This window comes from Variovorax sp. H27-G14 (genome assembly GCF_046156345.1).
Classification (GTDB): Bacteria; Pseudomonadota; Gammaproteobacteria; order Burkholderiales; family Burkholderiaceae_C; genus Variovorax.
The window spans coordinates 248,871-268,501 of sequence record NZ_JAYLVN010000009.1 but is presented as its reverse complement, the minus strand read 5'-3'; the positions used below and the strand labels follow the sequence as shown (position 1 = coordinate 268,501).

The 19,631-nt window shown below is 66.8% G+C and carries 17 protein-coding genes and 1 pseudogene; 13 read left to right on the top strand and 5 right to left on the bottom strand.

The window, feature by feature from the left end:
- Positions 1-106: 106 nt before the first annotated feature.
- The 5 genes and pseudogenes from VLK31_RS21800 to VLK31_RS21780 all read left to right on the top strand — a co-directional run.
- Positions 107-367, top strand: a pseudogene (locus VLK31_RS21800) (ComEC/Rec2 family competence protein); the annotation flags it as partial.
- Between the two features lie 245 nt (positions 368-612).
- A complete protein-coding gene (locus tag VLK31_RS21795) occupies positions 613-1,443 on the top strand; it encodes an oxepin-CoA hydrolase, alternative type (protein ID WP_409170525.1) in 831 nt (276 codons plus the stop codon).
- Positions 1,444-1,557: 114 nt separating this feature from the next.
- A complete protein-coding gene (locus tag VLK31_RS21790; protein ID WP_409170524.1) occupies positions 1,558-3,057 on the top strand; it encodes a circularly permuted type 2 ATP-grasp protein in 1,500 nt (499 codons plus the stop codon).
- A 19-nt stretch (positions 3,058-3,076) separates the two neighbouring features.
- Entirely contained in the window at positions 3,077-4,033 is a 957-nt protein-coding gene (locus VLK31_RS21785; RefSeq protein WP_409170523.1) for an alpha-E domain-containing protein, read from the top strand.
- An 18-nt stretch (positions 4,034-4,051) separates the two neighbouring features.
- The gene (locus VLK31_RS21780; RefSeq protein WP_409170522.1) at positions 4,052-4,639 is read left to right on the top strand and encodes a prolyl hydroxylase family protein; all 588 of its coding nucleotides are present in this window, start codon (positions 4,052-4,054) and stop codon (positions 4,637-4,639) included.
- Here VLK31_RS21780 and VLK31_RS21775 read toward each other — a convergent pair.
- The 3 genes from VLK31_RS21775 to VLK31_RS21765 form a co-directional block, all read right to left on the bottom strand.
- Positions 4,585-6,291, bottom strand: a complete 1,707-nt coding sequence (locus VLK31_RS21775; protein ID WP_409170521.1) for a sulfatase-like hydrolase/transferase — start codon at positions 6,289-6,291, stop codon at positions 4,585-4,587. The two genes, VLK31_RS21780 and VLK31_RS21775, sit on opposite strands and share 55 nt — an antisense overlap.
- Before the next feature lie 151 nt (positions 6,292-6,442).
- Positions 6,443-7,939 (bottom strand): glycerol kinase GlpK, encoded by a 1,497-nt coding sequence (gene glpK, locus VLK31_RS21770; protein WP_409170520.1) that lies wholly within the window; start codon positions 7,937-7,939, stop codon positions 6,443-6,445.
- Positions 7,940-8,114: 175 nt separating this feature from the next.
- Positions 8,115-8,885 (bottom strand): DeoR/GlpR family DNA-binding transcription regulator, encoded by a 771-nt coding sequence (locus tag VLK31_RS21765; RefSeq protein ID WP_409170519.1) that lies wholly within the window; start codon positions 8,883-8,885, stop codon positions 8,115-8,117.
- Positions 8,886-9,006: 121 nt separating this feature from the next.
- Between VLK31_RS21765 and glpD the strand changes: the two genes are divergently transcribed.
- The 8 genes from glpD to VLK31_RS21725 all read left to right on the top strand — a co-directional run bounded on the left by glpD (position 9,007) and on the right by VLK31_RS21725 (position 18,100).
- Positions 9,007-10,701, top strand: a complete 1,695-nt coding sequence (glpD, locus tag VLK31_RS21760; RefSeq protein ID WP_409170518.1) for a glycerol-3-phosphate dehydrogenase — start codon at positions 9,007-9,009, stop codon at positions 10,699-10,701.
- A gap of 141 nt (positions 10,702-10,842) precedes the next feature.
- Positions 10,843-11,916 carry an ABC transporter ATP-binding protein gene (locus VLK31_RS21755; RefSeq protein ID WP_409170517.1) on the top strand — a complete coding sequence of 358 codons (1,074 nt, stop codon included), beginning with the start codon at positions 10,843-10,845 and terminating at the stop codon, positions 11,914-11,916.
- Position 11,917: 1 nt separating this feature from the next.
- The gene (locus VLK31_RS21750) at positions 11,918-12,988 is read left to right on the top strand and encodes an ABC transporter ATP-binding protein (RefSeq protein WP_409170516.1); all 1,071 of its coding nucleotides are present in this window, start codon (positions 11,918-11,920) and stop codon (positions 12,986-12,988) included.
- Positions 12,989-13,154: 166 nt separating this feature from the next.
- Positions 13,155-14,045 (top strand): carbohydrate ABC transporter permease, encoded by an 891-nt coding sequence (locus VLK31_RS21745; protein ID WP_409170515.1) that lies wholly within the window; start codon positions 13,155-13,157, stop codon positions 14,043-14,045.
- Positions 14,046-14,370: 325 nt separating this feature from the next.
- A complete protein-coding gene (locus tag VLK31_RS21740; protein ID WP_409170514.1) occupies positions 14,371-15,183 on the top strand; it encodes a carbohydrate ABC transporter permease in 813 nt (270 codons plus the stop codon).
- 16 nt (positions 15,184-15,199) lie between these two features.
- A complete protein-coding gene (locus tag VLK31_RS21735; protein WP_409170513.1) occupies positions 15,200-15,508 on the top strand; it encodes a DUF2160 domain-containing protein in 309 nt (102 codons plus the stop codon).
- 92 nt (positions 15,509-15,600) lie between these two features.
- Positions 15,601-17,331 carry an ABC transporter substrate-binding protein gene (locus VLK31_RS21730; protein WP_409170512.1) on the top strand — a complete coding sequence of 577 codons (1,731 nt, stop codon included), beginning with the start codon at positions 15,601-15,603 and terminating at the stop codon, positions 17,329-17,331.
- A 61-nt stretch (positions 17,332-17,392) separates the two neighbouring features.
- A complete protein-coding gene (locus VLK31_RS21725) occupies positions 17,393-18,100 on the top strand; it encodes a hypothetical protein (RefSeq protein ID WP_409170511.1) in 708 nt (235 codons plus the stop codon).
- 64 nt (positions 18,101-18,164) lie between these two features.
- On the opposite strand, the gene VLK31_RS21720 is transcribed toward VLK31_RS21725, so the two are convergent.
- Positions 18,165-18,923 carry a tetratricopeptide repeat protein gene (locus tag VLK31_RS21720; protein WP_409170510.1) on the bottom strand — a complete coding sequence of 253 codons (759 nt, stop codon included), beginning with the start codon at positions 18,921-18,923 and terminating at the stop codon, positions 18,165-18,167.
- Between the two features lie 84 nt (positions 18,924-19,007).
- Positions 19,008-19,628: an N-methyl-D-aspartate receptor NMDAR2C subunit gene (locus tag VLK31_RS21715; protein ID WP_409170509.1), complete on the bottom strand. Its 621-nt coding sequence runs from the start codon at positions 19,626-19,628 to the stop codon at positions 19,008-19,010.
- Positions 19,629-19,631 lie beyond the last annotated feature (3 nt).

Here is a 19,631-nt window from a genome sequence, read left to right as displayed (position 1 = left end):
GATTCTCGTGCGTGATGTGTGCGGGGAGCTATGTTAGGCCATCCCCGCCGTACCTCGACACTACAGCAGTGAGGGCGCTAGTGTTTCCGCCAGTTTCCCTGCATAGATGCCGCACCACGGCAGCAAGACCTCGTCGGGCGCGCCGTTTGTGGAGGCCGTGCAGCCGCGCATTGCGCTGGTTCAGGCCGGCTACCGCAACCGCTTCGGGCATCCGGCGGCGGAGGTGGCGGAGCGCTATCGGGCGCGCGGCGTTCGGTTGGTCGAGAGCACCCGGTGCGGGGCGGCGCTCTGGGCGAGCGAGCGGCCGACCGAGGTGATTTGCGAGCGTGAGCGGCGGCCGCGCTACCGGCGCCACCATGTGCCGTGAGCCCGTGGGGGCTCGTGGGAGGGCGTCGCCAAGTGCCTGACTTCGCCGTCAGATTCGGGGAGCTCGAGCTTTTTGTTTGCCGAAATCTGTGAATAAGTTGGCAAATCTGGCGCTGAAGATGGGCTGCGCGCTCGGCCAGAGTGAATCTTCTGCGTTGAGTAGTTTCGTATTCATTTCATGAAAAGGAAACACACTATGCGCCTCTCTTGCGGCTTCAGGCAGCTGTCGTCTTGCGGACAGCCCTCATGAACACCTCCGCCTCCCTCGTCACCGAGCTGTACGGCGCGCGCCTGCGAACGCACCGTGAGGGCGCCGTGCTCGTTCTCACGCTCAGCAACCCGAAGGCGCGCAATGCGCTCAATCCGTCGATCTACCGGGCCGCGGCCCAGGCCGTGCGTGCCACAGCGGGCTTTCGCACGGTGCGCGCCATCGTGCTGACCGGGGAGGGCGAGCACTTTTCGGGCGGCGGCGACCTCAAGCGGCTCGCCCGCCAGCGCAAGTTTCCGGAGGCCGAGCAGCGCGGCCACATCGACGCGCTGCACGAATGGATCATGGCCCTGCAGGACGCTCCCCAGCCGGTGATAGCCGCCGTCGAGGGCGCGGCCATGGGAGGCGGCTTTTCGCTGTGCCTGGCCTGCGACCTGATCGTGGCCGCCGAGGACGCGCGCTTTGCCATGTCGTACGTCAACATGGGCCTGTCGCCCGACGCCGGCGGCACCGACTCGCTGGCGCGGGCGCTGCCCCCGCAGGCCGCGCTGGAGATGCTGCTCGACGGCACCCCCGTGAGCGCCGACCGCTTGAAGCACTGGGGCGTGGTCAACAAGGTGGTGCCGCGCGGCACCGCCTGCGAGGCGGCGCTCGAATGGGCGCAACAGCTGGCGCGCGGCCCGTTCGAAGCCCAGGCCCGCATCAAGCAGCTGGTGCACGCGGCGCGCGACCGCAGCCGCCGCGAACAGCTCGACGCCGAGCGCGACGCTTTCCTCACCAGCCTCTACGGCGACGAGAGCGGCGAGCGCATCAAGAAATTCCTGGCACCGCGAAAGGCGGCGCTGGCCGGCGAAGGCACCGCGCAATAAATCGCGGGGAGAAACTCGCCGGGGGAAACCCTCGACCCTTCTTTTGCCTGGGCATCAGGGCTTTCACTGGCCTTGAACTTGCTAAGCTATAAGCCCAAGGAGATTGGTCGTTCCATGCACAAATTCGACGAGATGTACGAGCAGTTGCCCTATTCGGGGGCTGCGATCCGACAGCACTACAAGCGCTACGACCAATGGCTTGCGAAGCAACCCGGTGAGGTGATGCGATCGCGGCGAGAAGAGGCGGAAATGATTTTCCGCCGGGTCGGGATCACCTTTGCCGTGTACGGCGCCAAGGACGAAGACGGCTCGGGCACCGAGCGGCTCATTCCGTTCGACCTGCTGCCCCGCATCATTCCGGCCCACGAGTGGGCCAGCATGGAAAAGGGTCTGGTGCAGCGCGTGACCGCGCTCAACCGCTTCCTGTACGACGTGTACCACGACCAGGACATCATCAAGGCCGGCATCATTCCGGCCGAGCAGATCCTGAACAACGCCCAGTTCCGCCCGGAGATGATGGGCGTGACCGTGCCGCACAACGTCTACTCCAACATCTCGGGCATCGACATCGTGCGTGCCCCCGATGCCGATGGCAACGGCGAGTACTACGTGCTCGAAGACAACCTGCGGGTGCCCAGCGGCGTGAGCTACATGCTCGAAAACCGCAAGATGATGATGCGGCTCTTCCCCGAGCTGTTCAACCAGAACCGCATTGCGCCGGTCGCCCACTACCCCGATCTGCTGCTGGAAACGCTGCGCGCCAGCGCACCCCCCGCCACGGCCGAGCCCACGGTGGTGGTGCTCACGCCCGGCATGTACAACAGCGCCTACTTCGAGCACGCCTTCCTCGCGCAGCAAATGGGCGTGGAACTGGTCGAAGGGCAAGACCTGCTCATCAAGGACGACTTCGTCTACATGCGCACCACGCGCGGCCCCAAGCGCGTGGACGTCATCTACCGCCGCGTGGACGACGACTTTCTCGACCCCGAGGTGTTCCGCTCCAGCTCCACCCTTGGCACCCCCGGCCTCATGCGCGCCTACCGCGCGGGCAACGTGGTGATCTGCAATGCCGTGGGCACCGGCGTGGCCGACGACAAGTCGATCTACCCCTACGTGCCCAAGATGATCGAGTTCTACCTCGGCGAAAAGCCGATCCTGAAGAACGTGCCCACCTACATGTGCCGCAACAAGGACGAGCTGCAGTACACGCTGGACAACATGAAGGACCTGGTCGTGAAGGAAGTGCACGGCGCCGGCGGCTACGGCATGCTGATCGGCCCGGCCGCCACGCAGGCCGAGATCGAAGACTTCAAGAAGGCCGTGCTCGCCAAGCCCGACGGCTACATCGCCCAGCCCACGCTGAGCCTGTCGACCTCGCCCACCTTTGTGGACGCCGGCATTGCGCCGCGCCACATCGACCTGCGCCCGTTCGTGCTCTCCGGCAAGGAGGTGCAAATGGTGCCCGGCGGCCTCACGCGCGTGGCACTGAAGGAAGGCTCGCTGGTGGTCAATTCGTCGCAAGGCGGTGGCACCAAGGACACCTGGATTCTCGAAGCCGATCGCGCGCCCAAGCCCAAGGCGGCCACGCAGTCGCAAAGCCAATCGTCCACGTAGAAACGCAGGAGCCCATACGATGCTGTCCCGCACCGCCGACCATCTCTACTGGATGTCCCGCTACACCGAGCGCGCCGAGAACACCGCGCGCATGCTCGACGTCAACTACCAGACCTCCCTGCTGCCGCAGTCCGCCGAAGTGGCCAAGTACGGCTGGCAGGGCGTGCTGTCCATCAGCGAGCTGCTGCCGCTCTACAACAAGAAGTACGAGCACATCACGCCCACCGACGTGATGGAGTTCATGGTGAAAGACGAGAGCAACGCCTCGTCGATCGTCTCCTGCCTGAAGGCCGCCCGCGAAAACGCCCGTGCCGTGCGCGGCGCGCTCACCACCGAGGCCTGGGAAACCCAGAACACCACCTGGCTCGAAGTGAACCGCATGCTGCGCGCGGGCGACTTCGAGCGCGACCCCGGCCAGTTCTTCGAATGGGTCAAGTTTCGCTCGCATCTGTCGCGCGGCGTGACGCTGGGCACCATGCTGCAGGACGAGGCCTTCTACTTCTCGCGCCTGGGCACTTTTCTTGAACGCGCCGACAACACCGCGCGGCTGGTCGACGTGAAGTTCCATGCGCTCAACAGCGAGTTCTTCGGTGCCGCCACCGAGGAAGATCAGGAGTACGACTTCTATCACTGGAGCGCCATCTTGCGCAGCGTCTCGGCCTTCGAGGTCTACCGCAAGGTGTACCGCGACGTCATCAAGCCCGAGCGCGTGGCCGAGCTGCTGATTCTTCGCGCCGACATGCCGCGCTCGCTGCACGCGAGCCTGGCCGAGGTGGTCAACAACCTTGCCAAGGTGCAGAACGAGCAAAGCGCCGAAACCCAACGCCGCGCCGGCAAGCTGCTGGCCGATTTGCAGTACGCGCGCGTGGACGAGATTCTGGCGACGGGCCTGCATGCGTACCTCACGCAGTTCTTGGACCGCGTGAATGAGCTGGGTGGGCGGATCAGCCAGGACTTTTTGGTTCCTACGCACTGAATGACCGCGCGAGGACGCATGCGGCAGGTTGCCCATTCGTCGCGTGCGTTTTCCATCGAGGGCTTTCTTGCGCCGGGGGAATGCGCGCAGCTGGTTTCTTTGGCAGAGCGCGAAGGCTTCGCCTCGGCCGGTGTGCGCACGGCGGACGGCCCAAAGGCCATGCCAACCATCCGCAACAACGAGCGCGCGATGCTGCTGTCGCCTGTGTGGGTCGAACTGCTGTGGCAACGCTTGGCGCATGCGGCTCTGCCCGAGGTCGGCGGGCAAGTGCCCAAGGGCTTGCCGAAGGACCTTCGCTTCTACAAATACGCACCCGGTCAGCGCTTCAAGATGCACAAGGACGGGCCCTGGCATGAAGGCGGGCTCACCAGCCAACTCACGCTGCTGGTCTACCTGAACGGCGGCTTCACCGGTGGCGACACCGACTTCCGCGATTTCCGCGTGACGCCGTCAGCCGGCTCGGCGCTGCTGTTCCTGCACGATACGTGGCACGAGGGCGCAGCGGTAGAGGCGGGAACCAAGTACGTCCTGCGTTCAGACGTTCTCTACGGTCAGCGCAAGAACGACTCCACCACCACCGGAATCACCGGCGCCTGCCACCGATAGCTCCCCCCCAGCGCATCGCGCTCGGCCTTCTGCCCGCTCCACTGGATGTGCAGCATGTCCATCAGCGTCCAGCCGGTCCAGTCCGCGCGAAACGGTTGCTGCAGGGCGTTCTGCGGCCAGGGCGGCTGGTTGCGCCACACCACGGCCGGAATGCGGTAGCCCGAGGCGGTCGAAGGGCTGTGGCCCGCGCGGTCGCTCACGTGGCCCACCTCTTGGCCATGGTCCGACAGGTAGAACCATGCGCGGTAGTCGTCGGGCTTGCCCGCGGTGCGGGTCTGCTGCAGCAGCTCGGACACCACGAAGTCGTGGTACAGCAGCGCGGCGTCGTACTCTTGGCGAAAGCGCCTCACCCAGGGGGAGCGGCCTTCTTTCACCAGGCCGTTTTCCACCGCGTCGACGTCGTCGTCGAAGGGGTTGGCATTGGCCGGAAAGCGCAGGCTGTAGTGCGGGTGCGCGCCCATCAGGTGAACGACGATGAGCTTGCGCTCGGTGCTGGTGTCGGCCAGTGCCTCCTGCACGCAGTCGAGTATTTCGCCGTCCAGCGACGCGCTGGCGCGACCGGGGGTGCGGTTGACCATGTCGACCACGTCTGCAAAGCGCGCATGCTGCTGCTCGATGGCCAGATCGTCGTGGTTGCTGATCCACCAGACCTTGTAGCCCGCGGCGCGCGCCAGGGCCAGCACATGCGGCGGGTTGTCGCTGTCGGGCAGGCCGAAGCGAAACAGGTTGTGCAGCGCGGGCAGTGTGCTGGCGTCGACCGACCAGGCGTTCTTCAAAACCGCCATCTGCTCGCCGGCCTGCGCCCGGTGCGCCTGCAGGCGCGGCGTGGTCGGGCGGCCGTAGCCGTACAGGCCCATGTTGTCGCGGTTGATGCTGTCGGTAATGACCAGCACCACGGTGGACGGCCCGGCCTGCGTGATGACGGGCGCAATGGCCTTGGCCTGCGCGGTCAGGCGGTCGCGCTGCGTCTGCTGGTCGGCCCACGAGGCCTGCAGCGTGTGCAGCGACTCGACCCACTGGCTCCAGAAGACCACCGGGTGCAGCCGGCGCCACGGTTTGCTTGCATAGGCCACGCAGGACACGAGCAGGGCCAGCGCCACGAAGGCTGCGGTCCAGCGTGACGGGCGGGCAAGCGAAGACGCCGAGCGCGCGGCCCCGCGTCGCGCGAACATGCCCACCAGCACGCCCGCCACAACCAGCGCGGCACCCCACACGGCGGCCGAGCGCCAGTGCATCCACAGATATTCAGTGCTCTCGCGCGCATTGGTGTTGGCGGCGGCGCCCAGCACCATCGCGCCGTCGGGCGCGGCCTGGTAGGTGTCGAGCAGGTAGGCGCGCACCGCGCCGTCGAGCGCAAAGGCCATCACCCATAACCAGACCAGCACCGTGCGCAGCCGCCGCATGCGCGCGCTGCGCAAGGGCCACAGCAGCCACAGCACCGCGGGCGCGGCCAGCACGGCAAGCTGCGCGATGCGCCGTCCGTCATGGCCCAGGGCGATGAGCGCGAGCAGCGTGGCGCCGACCACGCCGCAGGCGAGCAGGGCGCCGCGGCGGGACGTGGGGCGTGACGTGGCAACGTCGGAAGGCAGGGTGGTCAAGGGGGCAGCGCGAGGCAAGGGCGGGCACGGAGGGCGGGGCGGGGCGGCCCGCATTCTGCCCCGGCCCCTGCGGCACCCGCCCCAGTGCCCCGATGGTGGCGAGGTTGATTCGGGGACATTCCCGGCGGAACCTGTGCGCCCTCGCGCGCCTTGTCGAAGCGCCTCACCCGGGCCGGCAGGCCCAAGGCAAGCGCCAAGCCCCGGCTCAGGTCGCCGTGGCCTGGCGCACCGCGCGCTCCCAGCGCGCCATCGATTCTTCGGCCTGCGCGCGGCCCATGGTCGGCAGAAAGCGGCGCTCGATCTTCCACAGCTTCGACAGCTGCCCCGCGTCGCTGTACACACCGGTCGACAGCCCCGCCAGGTAGGCGGCGCCCAGCGCGGTGGTCTCGATCACCTCGGGCCGCACCACCGGAATGCCCAACAGGTCGGCCTGGAACTGCATGAGCAGGTCGTTCACGCTGGCGCCGCCGTCCACGCGCAGCTCGGCCACCGGCTTGCCGCCCGCGGCCACCGCGTCGCGGCTCATGGCCTGCAGCAGCGCGGCGCTCTGGTAGGCGATGCTTTCCAGCGCGGCGCGCGCGATGTGCGCCACCGTGGTGCCGCGCGTGAGGCCGGTGATGGTGCCGCGCGCGTCGGCGTCCCAGTAGGGCGCGCCCAGGCCGGTGAAGGCCGGCACCATCATCACGCCGCCCGCGTCGGGCACGCTCTCGGCCAGCGATTGCACTTCGGCGCTGCCCTTGATGGCCTTCAGGCCGTCGCGCAGCCACTGCACCACCGCGCCGCCGACGAACACGCTGCCCTCCATGGCGTACTGCGGCGTGGTGTCGGCCTGCGCCGCACTGGTCACCAGCAGGCCGTTCTGCGAAGGCTGAAACGCGCCGCCCGTGTGCATCAGCAGAAAGCAGCCGGTGCCGTAGGTGTTCTTGGCCATGCCGGCGTCGAAGCAGGCCTGGCCGAAGAGCGCGCTCTGCTGGTCGCCCGCCACGCCGCCGATGGGCAGCGCATGGCCGAGCAGCGCGGCGTCGGTGTCGGCAAAGTGCGAGCTCGACGGCTGCACCTTGGGCAGCAGCGCGGCGGGAATGTCCAGCGCCTTGAGCAGCGCGGTGTCCCATTCGTTGGTGTGCACGTTGAACAGCATGGTGCGCGAGGCGTTGCTCACGTCGGTCACGTGCGCCTTGCCGCCGGTGAGCTGCCACATGAGCCAGCTGTCGACCGTGCCGAAGGCCAGCTCGCCGCGCTCGGCCTGCGCGCGCGCGCCGGGCACGTTGTCGAGCAGCCAGCGCAGCTTGGTGCCGGAGAAGTAGGCATCGATCACCAGGCCGGTCTTCTCGCGGATGGTGTCGGTCATGCCTTCGTCGCGCAGTTGCGCGCACAGGGGCTCGGCGCGCCGGTCCTGCCAGACGATGGCGTGGTGCACCGGCAGGCCCGTGGCGCGGTTCCACAGCACGGTGGTCTCGCGCTGGTTGGTGATGCCGATGGCATGGATGTCGGCGGCCTGCAGCTTCGCCTTGGCGAGCACTTCGCGCGCGGTGGCCAGCTGGCTGCGCCAGATTTCCATCGGGTCGTGCTCGACCCAGCCGGGCTGCGGGTAAATCTGCGTGAGCTCTTTCTGGGCGATGGCCACGATGTGGCCTTCGCGGTCGAACACGATGCTGCGCGAGCTGGAGGTGCCTTGGTCGAGGGCGAGCAGGTAGGTGGTCATGGGGTGTGTGTTTCCGTTGAGGCCGGCAGAGGGCCGTGCGCTGTGTTGCTCCTTCCCCTCCCGGGGGAAGGCTGGGATGGGGGCAGGCCTTCGACGAGGCGCCGCTTTCTTTTGCCGGCCGCCGTGCCCCCACCCCACCCCTCCCCCGTGAGGGGAGGGAGAAACGCGGGCGCGCTCATGTGTCCTTGGCAATGTCCAGCTGCACCTGCGCCGCCTGCAGCAGCTCCGCAAACGGCGCGGGCGGCTCCGCGTCGGTGAACAGCCGGTCGATCTGCGACAGGGTGCCCAGCTGAATCATCGCGGGCCGGTTGAACTTGCTGGCGTCCGCCGCAAGCCACACCTCGCGCCCCTGCGCAATGATGGTCTGCGCCACCTTCACCTCGCGCAGGTCGAAGTCGCGCAGCGACCCGTCGGCCTCGATGCTGGACACGCCGATGAGCGCAATGTCGACCTTGAACTGGCGAATGAAGTCGATGGTGGCCTCGCCCACGATGGCGCGGTCGCGCGCGCGCACCGAGCCGCCCGCCACGATCACCTCGCAAGACGCATTGCCGCTCAGGATGGTGGCCACGTTCAGGTTGTTGGTGATCACGCGCAGCCCGGTGTGGCGCAGCAGGGCCTTGGCAATGGCCTCGGTGGTGGTACCGATGTTCAGAATCAGCGAGCAGTCGTTGGGCACCTGCTCGGCCACGCGGCGGGCAATGCGCGCCTTGCCTTCGGCGTTGAGGTTTTCGCGTTGCTGGTAGCCGATGTTCTCGGTGGTCGAGCTGGGCACGCGCACCCCGCCGTGAAAGCGCGTGAGCAGGCCCGCGTCGGCCAGGCGCTGCACGTCGCGGCGCACCGTCTGCAGGGTCACGCCGAGCAGCTCGGACAACTGCTCGACGGTGGCGGCGCCGCGCGTGCGCACGGTGTCCAGGAGGTTGATCTGGCGCGGGTTGGAGTTCACAGAAGCGTCGTGGAGTGCAGGGAAACTGCAGCAAGGTTACAGTGCGCGTCGATTAAAAACGAAAGCAAACGAATCCGGGTAAGGGAAAACTCGGAGGAAAATCGCGCCAAAAGGAACCTAAATGAAAAATCTCGAAAATACAATGGCCGCCGTTGGTGACCCAGGTCACGGTTCCATGGAAGCCCTTCCAGTGAGCGATTTCTCCTCCGCCCCGGCTGCGCCGGCCTCCCCGGCCACGGACTGCGACGTGCTGATCGTCGGCGGCGGCATCAACGGCTGTGGCATCGCACGCGACCTGGCGGGGCGCGGCTGGCGCGTGGTGCTTTGCGAGAAGGACGACCTGGCTGCCCACACCTCTTCTTCTTCCACCAAGCTCATTCACGGCGGTCTGCGCTACCTGGAGTACTACGAGTTCTCGCTGGTGCGCAAGGCGCTGCAAGAGCGCGAGGTGCTGCTCAAGAGCGCGCCGCACATCATGTGGCCGCTGCGCTTCGTGATGCCGCACGACCCGTCGATGCGCCCGGCCTGGATGATCCGCATCGGCCTGTTCATGTACGACCACCTGGCCAAGCGCGAGGTGCTGCCGCCTTCGCGCAGCATCGACCTGCGCCGCCATGCGGCAGGCAAGCCGCTCAAAGACCAGTACAAGCGCGGCTTCGTGTATTCCGACGGCTGGGTCGACGACGCCCGGCTGGTGGTGCTGAACGCGCTGGACGCCAAGGCACGCGGGGCCGAAGTGCTCACGCGCACGCGCTGCGTGAGCGCCCAGCGCAACGCCGACAGCTGGACCGCCACGCTGCAAGGCGCCGACGGCACCCAGCGCACGCTGCGGGCCCGCGCGGTGGTGAATGCGGCGGGGCCGTGGGCCGAGTCCTTTCTGCGCGGCGTGGCCAGGTCGGCCAAGGGCGAGTCGCTGGCCACCAAGAGCCTGCGCCTGGTCAAGGGCAGCCATATCGTGGTGCCGCGCCTGTTCGAGCATGACCATGCGTACATCTTTCAAAACCCCGACAAGCGGATCATCTTCGCCATCCCTTACCAGGACGAGTTCACGCTGATCGGCACCACCGACATCGAGCTCACCGGCGACGACCCGGGCGCCGCGCAAATTGCGCAGGAAGAAATCGACTACCTCTGCACGCAAGCCAGCCGCTACTTCGACAAGCCCATCGTGCCGGGCGACGTGGTGTGGACCTATTCGGGCGTGCGACCGCTGCTGGACGACGCCTCGGGCGACCCGTCGGCCGTCACGCGCGACTACCTGCTGGAGTCGAATACCACCGCCGCGCCGTTGCTGTCGGTGTGGGGCGGCAAGATCACCACCTTTCGCAAGCTGGCCGAGGACGCGGCCGACGAGGTCGGCAAGATGCTGGGCCAGTCGAACGCGCAGCGCCCGGCCTGGACCGACGGCGCCTTCCTCGCGGGCGGCGACCTGTCGGGCTGGATCGGCGCGGCACGGCGGCCCGACGAAGACTTCGAGCGCTTCGTGTCGGCCGTGCAGGCCAAACACCCGTGGCTCTACGGTCAGCTGGCTCGCCGACTGGCGCGGGCCTACGGTGCGCGCATTGCCGACGTGCTGGGCAACGCCAAATCCTTTGCCGACCTGGGTGCCGAAGTGGCGCCCGGGCTGTTCGAGCGCGAACTGCGCTTCTTGCAAGACCACGAATGGGCCGTGAGCGCACAAGACGTGCTCTGGCGGCGCTCCAAGCTGGGCTTGCACTACACGCCGGCGCAGCGCGAGCAGGTCGCGGCATGGTTGCAGGCGAACGAAAAGGCATACGTGCAGGTGCACGAGAAGGTGCACGCGACGACGGACTGAAGCAGCAGGGCCGCGGAGCCGAGGGGCCCTGGCAACGGACTGGCGAGCGAAGCAGCCCGATGGAAGAAGACAGACAGACAAAGCGACAGAGAGCGAGCGAACAGCGGCTGAACCAAGACCCGTAACGGGCGGAGGGGACACATGCAACTGACTCTGGAGCGCGTGACCAAGAAGGTCGGCGCGCAAACCTGGCTCTACGCACAGAGCATCGCGCCGCGCAGCGGCGCGGTCACTGTGCTGCTGGGCGCCACGCAGGCCGGCAAGACCAGCCTCATGCGCCTGATGGCGGGGCTCGACACGCCCACCGAGGGCAAGGTGCTGGTCGACGGCAAGGACGTGACGGGCATGCCGGTGCGCGAGCGCAATGTCGCCATGGTGTACCAGCAGTTCATCAACTACCCGTCGCTCAAGGTGTTCGACAACATCGCCTCGCCGCTCAAGCTGCGCGGCGAGAAGAACATCGACGCGCGTGTGAAGGCGCTGGCCGACAAGCTGCACATCGGCATGTTTTTGGACCGCCTTCCGGCCGAGCTGTCGGGCGGCCAGCAGCAGCGCGTGGCGCTGGCGCGCGCGCTGGCCAAGAATGCGCCGCTGATGCTGCTCGACGAGCCCCTCGTCAACCTGGACTACAAGCTGCGCGAGGGCTTGCGCGAGGAGCTGACGCAGCTCTTCGCCTCCGGCGACTCCACCGTCATCTACGCCACCACCGAGCCGGGCGAGGCCCTGCTGCTCGGCGGCTACACCGCGGTGATGGACGCCGGCGAGCTGCTGCAGTACGGCCCGACCGCCGAGGTGTTCCATGCGCCGCAATCGCTGCGCGTGGCGCGCGCCTTCAGCGACCCGCCGATGAACCTGCTGCCCGCCACGGTCACGGCGGGCCAGGTGCAGCTGAACGGTGGCCCGACGCTGGCGCTGGAAGTGCCCGGCGGCGCGGCAGGCGCGGTGACTGTGGGCCTGCGCGCAAGCGCGCTGAACGTCAATGCGGGGGCGGGCGACATCGCCTTGCCGGGCAAGGTGGAGCTGGCCGAAATTTCGGGCTCCGACACCTTCGTGCACGTCGACACCGCGGTGGGCGAACTGGTGGCGCAGCTCACCGGCGTGCACCGCTTCGAGCTGGGCACGTCGATCACGCTGTACTTCAGCGCGTCGCGCGCCTATGTGTTCGATGCCGGCGAAAAGCTGGCCCTGGCGCCGGCTTGGCGCAAAGGAAACTGACATGGCCCGCATCGACCTCGACCTGGCGCATGCCTACCGCGCCAACCCCACGCAGGAGAGCGACTACGCGCTGCTGCCGCTGCAGATGAGCTTTCGTGACGGCGGCGCCTATGCCTTGCTCGGCCCTTCGGGCTGCGGCAAGACGACCATGCTGAACATCATCTCGGGCCTGCTGGTGCCTTCGCAGGGCACGGTGAAGTTCGACGGGCGCGACATGACGCGCGCCACGCCGCAGGAGCGCAACATTGCGCAGGTGTTTCAGTTCCCGGTGATCTACGACACCATGACGGTCGCCGAGAACCTTGCGTTTCCGTTGCGCAACCGCAAGGTGCCCGAGGCGCAGATCAAGAAGCGCGTGGGCGAGATCGCCGAGATGCTCGACATGAGCGGCCAGCTCAACCAGCGCGCCGCCGGCCTGGCGGCCGACGCCAAGCAGAAGATTTCGCTGGGCCGCGGGCTGGTGCGCAGCGACGTGTCTGCGGTGCTGTTCGACGAGCCGCTCACCGTGATCGACCCGCACCTGAAGTGGCAGCTGCGCCGCAAGCTCAAGCAGATTCACCGCGAGCTGAAGCTCACGCTGATCTACGTGACGCACGACCAGGTCGAGGCGCTCACCTTCGCCGAAGAGGTGGTGGTCATGACGCGCGGCAAGGCGGTGCAGGTGGGCAGCGCCGAGGCGTTGTTCGAACGGCCGGCGCATACCTTCGTCGGGCATTTCATCGGCTCGCCGGGCATGAACTTTCTTTCGGCGCAAAGCGCGAACGGCACGCTCGAGGTGGCCGGCACGCCGCTGGTGTCCCTGCGCGAGCTGCCGCAAGGGCCGCTGAAGATCGGCATCCGGCCCGAGTACCTGCGCCTGTCGAGCGCGGGTGCGGCGGGTGCGGTGCCCGCCCTGGTGAAGAACGTGCAGGACGTGGGCACGCACGTGATGCTGACGGTGGAGGCTGGTGGCAGCGTGCTGAAGGTGCGGCTGCATTCGGACGACCCGCCGCCGGCGGTGGGCGACACGGTGTGGGTGCGGGTGCTGGATGCGCATACGTGCTACTACAAGGATGAGGAGTTGGTGGCATGAGATACCTCTCAGCGATCTCCCCGATTTCTTCCCTCTCCCTCTGGGAGAGGGTCAGGGTGAGGGCAGGGGCCTCAGCATTGTTCGCGGAGGTTCTATCGCCGTCGGCCCTCACCCTGGCCCTCTCCCAAAGGGAGAGGGGACAACGCAGCAGAAGGGAGCTCACACCATGAACGCCACCAACAAACCCGTCAATCAAAAGGCCTGGTGGCTCGTGCTCCCGGTGCTCATCTGCGTGGCCTTCTCGGCCATCGTGCCGCTGATGACGGTGGTCAACTACTCGGTGCAGGACATCATCTCGCCCGATCGCCGCGTGTTCGTGGGCACCGAATGGTTTGCCGCGGTGATGCGCGACGACGAGCTGCACGAGGCGCTGCTGCGCCAGCTGGGCTTCTCGCTGTCGGTGCTGCTGGTGGAAATTCCGCTGGGCATTGCGCTGGCGTTGTCGATGCCGGCCAAGGGCTGGAAGTCTTCGGCGGTGCTGGTGGTGGTGGCGCTGTCGTTGCTCATTCCATGGAACGTGGTGGGCACCATCTGGCAGATCTACGGGCGCACCGACATCGGCCTGTTCGGCCACGCGCTGGAGGCCATGGGCTTTCAGTACAACTACACGGGCAGCGCGACCGACGCATGGCTCACGGTGCTGGTGATGGACGTGTGGCACTGGACGCCGCTGGTGGCGCTGTTGTGCTTTGCGGGGCTGCGCTCCATTCCCGATGCGTACTACCAGGCCGCCCGTATCGACGGTGCCAGCAAGTTCGCGGTGTTTCGCTACATACAGCTGCCGAAGATGCGTGGTGTGTTGATGATTGCGGTGCTGTTGCGGTTCATGGACAGCTTCATGATCTACACGGAGCCTTTCGTGTTGACGGGTGGCGGGCCGGGCAATGCAACCACCTTTCTGAGCCAGTACCTCACGCAGAAGGCCGTGGGGCAGTTCGACCTGGGGCCGGCGGCTGCGTTCTCGTTGATCTACTTCCTCATCATCCTGCTCTTCTGCTTCGTGCTCTACAACTGGATGCAGCGTGTGGGGACTCAGGAAGCTGAGGTGGAGAAATGACTTTAGCGCTGTCTTCAGGGCGCGCCCACGCCGACGGGGTACCTTGCTCCGCGAATGTCCCCCGGCCTGCGGCCTCCTCCTTTATTTCGCTGCGCAAGGCACCCCATCGGCGTGTGCGTTGGACAGAGCAGTCGTTGATCAGCGGAACACCAGCAGCGTGTCCAAGTGCACAGGGCGTCGGGTACTCCCCGCAGCGAAATAAAGGAGGAGGGCGAAGCCCGGGGGACATTCGCGGAGGGGAGTACCCGGCGGCCTGTGCACCCGCCCTGAACACACCCGCCCTGAACAGCCCAAGCTCAAGCCACCGCGCAACGGAGCAGCCGACATGAACGACAAGAGATTCCACAAGCGCAGCATCTTCCTGCTGCTGTACATCCTGTTCGCCCTGTTGCCCATCTACTGGATGATCAACATGAGCTTCAAGACGAACGAGGAGATCCTGTCGAGCTTCTCGTTCTTTCCGCAGCATTTCACGTGGGCCAACTACGTGCGCATCTTCACCGACGAGTCTTGGTACTCGGGCTACATCAACAGCCTGATCTACGTGGCCATCAACACCGTCATCTCGCTCACCGTGGCGCTCCCCGCCGCCTACGCCTTCTCAAGGTACTCGTTCCTCGGCGACAAACACGTCTTCTTCTGGCTGCTGACCAACCGCATGACACCGCCCGCCGTGTTCCTGCTGCCCTTCTTCCAGCTGTACACCACCGTCGGCCTCATGGACACCCACCTGGGCGTGGCGCTCGCGCACCTGCTGTTCAACGTGCCGCTCGCGGTGTGGATCCTCGAAGGCTTCATGAGCGGCATACCGCGCGAAATCGACGAAACCGCCTACATCGACGGCTACTCGTTTCCGCGCTTCTTCGTGCGAATCTTCCTGCCCCTCATCAAGGCCGGCGTGGGCGTGGCGGCGTTCTTCTGCTTCATGTTCAGCTGGGTCGAGCTGCTGCTGGCGCGCACCCTCACCAGCGTGAACGCCAAACCCATCGTCGCGACCATGACGCGCACCGTCAGCGCGTCGGGCATGGACTGGGCCACGCTGGCCGCGGCCGGCGTGCTCACCATCGTGCCGGGCGCCATCGTCATCTGGTTCGTGCGCCACTACATCGCCAAGGGTTTTGCGATGGGCCGCGTCTGAACTCAAGGAGTACCCCATGTTCAACTGGATGGTCTGGACCACCCCCGTGGCCGTGTTCTTCATCTGCATCGCGTTCATGCTGGTCGGCATGACGGTGTGGGAGCTCAAGTCGCCCACCACCATGCGGCGCGGCTGGCTGCCCATCGACACCACGCGTGGCGACCGCCTCTTCATCGGCCTGCTCTCGGCCGCCTACATCAACCTGGCCTTCGTCGGCCTGGCCGGCAAGTTCCAGGAATGGATGAGCCTGGAGGCCGAGCCGTCGATCTGGATCGGATTCGTGATCTCGATGCTTGCCCTTGGGCTTGTCATGCGCAAAGGCTGAGCCCATCGGGTTTTCGTCGGACGGCCGGCTCTCCGCCTCCCCGGAGCCGCGACCAAGCAGAACGGGGAAGTACCAACCGAGGAGACACAGTCATGAAGATGCGCTACACGGCACTGGCAATGGCGGCGGCAATGTTCGCCACGCACGGCGCTTGGGCTGGCGAGGCCGAAGCCAAAAAATGGATCGACAGTGAGTTCCAGCCGTCTACCTTGTCCAAGGACAAGCAGATGGAAGAAATGAAGTGGTTCATCGACGCGGCCAAGAAGCTGCAGGCCAAGGGGGTGAAGGAAATTTCGGTCGTGTCCGAAACACTGACCGTGCACGAGTACGAATCCAAAACGCTGGCCAAGGCCTTCGAGGAAATCACGGGCATCAAGGTCAAGCACGACATCATCCAGGAGGGTGACGTGGTCGAGAAGCTGCAGACCTCGATGCAGTCGGGCAAGTCGATCTACGACGGCTGGATCAACGACTCCGACCACATCGGCACCCACTACCGCTACGGCACCGCCCTGGCGCTGACCGACCAGATGACCGGCGCCTGGAAGGACTACACCAACCCCGGGCTCGACCTGAAGGACTTCATCGGCACCAGCTTCACCACGGCGCCCGACAACAAGATGTACCAGCTGCCCGACCAGCAGTTTGCCAACCTGTACTGGTTTCGCGCCGACCTGTTCGCGCGCAAGGACCTGCAGGACAAGTTCAAGGCCAAGTACGGGTACGACCTGGGCGTGCCGATCAACTGGTCGGCCTACGAAGACATTGCCGCCTTCTTCAGCGAAGACGTGAAGACCATAGACGGCAAGCCCATCTATGGCCACATGGACTACGGCAAGAAGGACCCGTCGCTGGGCTGGCGCTTCACCGACGCGTGGCTGTCGATGGCCGGCGCGGCCGACAAGGGCATTCCCAACGGCCTGCCGATCGACGAGTGGGGCATTCGCGTGGCCGACGACAAGTGCACGCCCGTGGGTGCGGCCGTGTCGCGCGGCGGCGCGACCAACTCGCCGGCCTCGGTCTATGCACTGACCAAGTACATCGACTGGATGAAGAAGTACGCGCCCAAGGAAGCCATGGGCATGACCTTCGGCGAGTCGGGCCCGGTGCCCGCGCAAGGGCAGATTGCGCAGCAGGTGTTCTGGTACACGGCCTTCACGGCGGACATGATCAAGCAGGGCCTGCCGGTGGTGAACGCCGACGGCACGCCCAAGTGGCGCATGGCACCCGGCCCGCACGGTCCGTACTGGAAGGACGGCATGCAGAACGGCTACCAGGACGTGGGCTCGTGGACCTTCCTGAAGTCCAACGACCCCGACCGCGCGACCGCGGCGTGGCTCTATGCGCAGTTCGTGACCTCCAAGACCACGTCGCTGAAGAAGTCGATCGTGGGGCTCACCTTCATTCGCGACAGCGACATCCGTTCCGACTACTTCACCAAGAACGCGGCCAAGTACGGCGGGCTGATCGAGTTCTACCGCAGCCCTGCGCGCGTGGCCTGGACGCCGACCGGCAACAACGTGCCCGACTACCCCAAGCTCGCGCAGCTCTGGTGGAAGAACGTGGCCGTGGCCGTCACGGGCGAGAAGACGCCGCAGGCCGCCATGGACAACCTGGCCAACGAGATGGACGACGTGATGGGCCGCCTGCAGCGCGCGGGCATGGCCAACTGCCCGCCCAAGCTCAATGCCAAGAGCGATCCTTCCAAGTGGCTGAGCAGCGACCACGCGCCGTGGAAGAAGCTGGCCAACGAAAAGCCCAAGGGCGAGACGGTGGCGTATGAAAAGCTGCTGACCGCCTGGAAGGAAGGCCGCGTCCGTTAAGCAGAGGCTTTGTCTGGCTCCCTCCCCCGTTGGGGGAGGGAGCCAAGACAATGGGCGCCTCATGAACATCCAATTTCGCTGCGACCCCGCGCTGTTCGACCTGTTGCCGCACCCTGTTCCGGCAAAGGCCGCGCTGCCCGACTGGTTGCGCCGCATGGCACCCCGTGCACCGTCGCAGGTGCACGAGCGCAGCATTCGCACCGTCAAGCAGTGCCCGCCGTTCGTCGATGCCATGGCGCACGGCTTCATGGTGCTGCTGCCCTGCGACGTGCGCGTGGAGGCGGGCGAGTTCAGCTGGGACTGGCCGTTGCCCGCGCTGTCGGTGCCCGGCCATCCGCGCGCACCGCTGAGCTTTCATGTGCCCGAGCAACTCGCGGGCTCGCCGCTGGCGCATGGCGCGCAGTCGGCTCTCAAGTTCAACAGTTTCTGGACGGTCGCGCTCGACGAAGGGTGGTCGCTGATGGCGGTGCACCCGGTGAACCGCGACGACCTGCCGTTCCGGCTTGTCACGGGGCTGGTCGATGCCGACCGGTTCAATGACGTCGGCATCAACTTTCCCGCGGTCTGGACCGACCCCGCCTTTCAGGGCGTGCTGCCGCGCGGCACGCCGGTGGCGCAGTGCTACCCGGTGCCACGCGCGCCGCTCTCGCTGCAGTGCGCGCCGATGTCCGAGGCGCAGGTGAAGGGCTACGCGCAGCTCGCCGAAAAAATCATGGCCGGGCCCGGCGTTTACCGGAAGGCCTTTCGCAGCAAGCGCGGTGCGGCCTGATGCTTGCTGAGCGTTCGATGACGCTCGCTGACGTTCGATGACGCCCACTGACGTTCGCTGACGCTCAGCCCGGCGCGGCCCGCAGCGCTTCGCGCAGCGTCTCGAGGTTCAGCCACAGCCGCCCGGTGGGCGCGGTCGACAGCGCATGCGCAATGCGCCCGAAGGTGCTCTCGTTCAGACGGTAGGCGCGGCCATAGGCACGCAGCGCCTCGTCCATGCGGCCGGCCTCCTGCAGCACGATGCCCAGGTTGACCTCGACTTCAGCGCGCGGCGGCGACACCCGAAGCACCTGCGCGAGCGCGTCGGCCGCACCGTCGAAATCGCCCGTGTCCTGCAGCACCAGCGCCAGGTCGAACCACGCGCCGCCGTGCGCGGGCGCCAGCGCCACCGCCTGGCGCAGCGCATGCGCTGCATCGGCTGCGCAGCCCGCGGCCTTGAGCGTGAGGCCCAGCGCATGCAGCGGTTCTTCGCGGCCCGGCATCAGCGCGACAGCGCGCTGGTGATGCGCGCGGGCCTGCGCGAGGTTGCCGGCGGCCCGTGCCACATCGCCGGCCAGCAACAGCGAAGGGCCGTGGTCGGGGCGCAGTGCGAGGCCTTGCGCAATGGTTGCGCCGGCCTGCGCGAATGCACCCTCGGCCAGTTGCAGGCGCGCCAGCAGTTGCAGCACGGCGGGGTGCGGCGGGTGCTGGGTGCGGGCGTGTTCGCAGAGTTGTTGCGCGTGCGATGCCTGTCCCGCGTTGACGAGGCGGATTGCCAGCGCCAGCAGCTGTTCGATGGAGGAGGGAGGGGCGGACGTTGCGGTCATTCCGGACAGGGCAGTCATGGACAGGGTCGGCGGCGCGGTGCGTCGACTGTAGCGCGCACGGCCCGCTCCGCCTGTGCCGCACTCAACCGCACTCAACTGCACTCAGCCCGCGATCGACCGCTGCAGGTTGCCGCGCGCCCGCGCTTCCAGCTGCGCATGCATGCGCGGTGTGGCGTACAGCGCCGGTCGGTCGAGAAAGCGCTGAAGAATCGCGCGGCGGCGCGGCAGGCGCACGGCTGCGGGAACGAAGCCGTACTCCTCCCCCACCTGCTGTTCGTACTCGTCGAAGCGCGCGCGTTCGGCACCCAGAATCGACAGGTCGATGTCGATCAGCAATTCGGCGTCGCGGCCTTCGGGCACCGCGTCGTGGCAGGTGGCCATCACCAGCGTGTGCACGCGTTCAGCCGCTGCTTCTTGCACGCCCGCCGCAAGAAGGGCCTGGCGAGCCCAGTCGGCGCTGCGCGCTTCGTTGTCGTGCGCATGCACGTCGTAGACGGCGTCGTGGAACCAAAGCGCGAGCGCCACTTCGCCGGGGTGCTCGGCCAGCGCCTTCTCGCGCTCGAACCACGCCAGGCATTCGCCCAGGTGCTGCATCGTGTGGTAGCGGCGCTGGGGCTCGCCGTAGCTGCGCTGCAGGGTGTCGCACAGCGCATCGTCCGCATGCGCCACGCCCAGTGCCTGCCAGGCCTGGTGCCAGTTCGCGCGCAGCGCCTCGGGCGTCATGGT

Bases quoted from the DNA above. Each gene is read 5' to 3' on its own strand.
- VLK31_RS21735 (WP_409170513.1), top strand. From the start codon at position 15,200: ATGTTCAACTGGATGGTCTGGACCACCCCCGTGGCCGTGTTCTTCATC.
- VLK31_RS21725 (WP_409170511.1), top strand. From the start codon at position 17,393: ATGAACATCCAATTTCGCTGCGACCCCGCGCTGTTCGACCTGTTGCCG.
- VLK31_RS21755 (WP_409170517.1), top strand. From the start codon at position 10,843: ATGCAACTGACTCTGGAGCGCGTGACCAAGAAGGTCGGCGCGCAAACC.
- VLK31_RS21795 (WP_409170525.1), top strand. From the start codon at position 613: ATGAACACCTCCGCCTCCCTCGTCACCGAGCTGTACGGCGCGCGCCTG.
- VLK31_RS21715 (WP_409170509.1), bottom strand. From the start codon at position 19,628: ATGACGCCCGAGGCGCTGCGCGCGAACTGGCACCAGGCCTGGCAGGCA.
- VLK31_RS21775 (WP_409170521.1), bottom strand. From the start codon at position 6,291: ATGCGGGCCGCCCCGCCCCGCCCTCCGTGCCCGCCCTTGCCTCGCGCT.
- VLK31_RS21780 (WP_409170522.1), top strand. From the start codon at position 4,052: ATGCGGCAGGTTGCCCATTCGTCGCGTGCGTTTTCCATCGAGGGCTTT.
- VLK31_RS21785 (WP_409170523.1), top strand. From the start codon at position 3,077: ATGCTGTCCCGCACCGCCGACCATCTCTACTGGATGTCCCGCTACACC.
- VLK31_RS21720 (WP_409170510.1), bottom strand. From the start codon at position 18,923: ATGACTGCCCTGTCCGGAATGACCGCAACGTCCGCCCCTCCCTCCTCC.
- VLK31_RS21730 (WP_409170512.1), top strand. From the start codon at position 15,601: ATGAAGATGCGCTACACGGCACTGGCAATGGCGGCGGCAATGTTCGCC.
- VLK31_RS21750 (WP_409170516.1), top strand. From the start codon at position 11,918: ATGGCCCGCATCGACCTCGACCTGGCGCATGCCTACCGCGCCAACCCC.
- glpK (WP_409170520.1), bottom strand. From the start codon at position 7,939: ATGACCACCTACCTGCTCGCCCTCGACCAAGGCACCTCCAGCTCGCGC.
- VLK31_RS21740 (WP_409170514.1), top strand. From the start codon at position 14,371: ATGAACGACAAGAGATTCCACAAGCGCAGCATCTTCCTGCTGCTGTAC.
- glpD (WP_409170518.1), top strand. From the start codon at position 9,007: ATGAAAAATCTCGAAAATACAATGGCCGCCGTTGGTGACCCAGGTCAC.
- VLK31_RS21745 (WP_409170515.1), top strand. From the start codon at position 13,155: ATGAACGCCACCAACAAACCCGTCAATCAAAAGGCCTGGTGGCTCGTG.
- VLK31_RS21790 (WP_409170524.1), top strand. From the start codon at position 1,558: ATGCACAAATTCGACGAGATGTACGAGCAGTTGCCCTATTCGGGGGCT.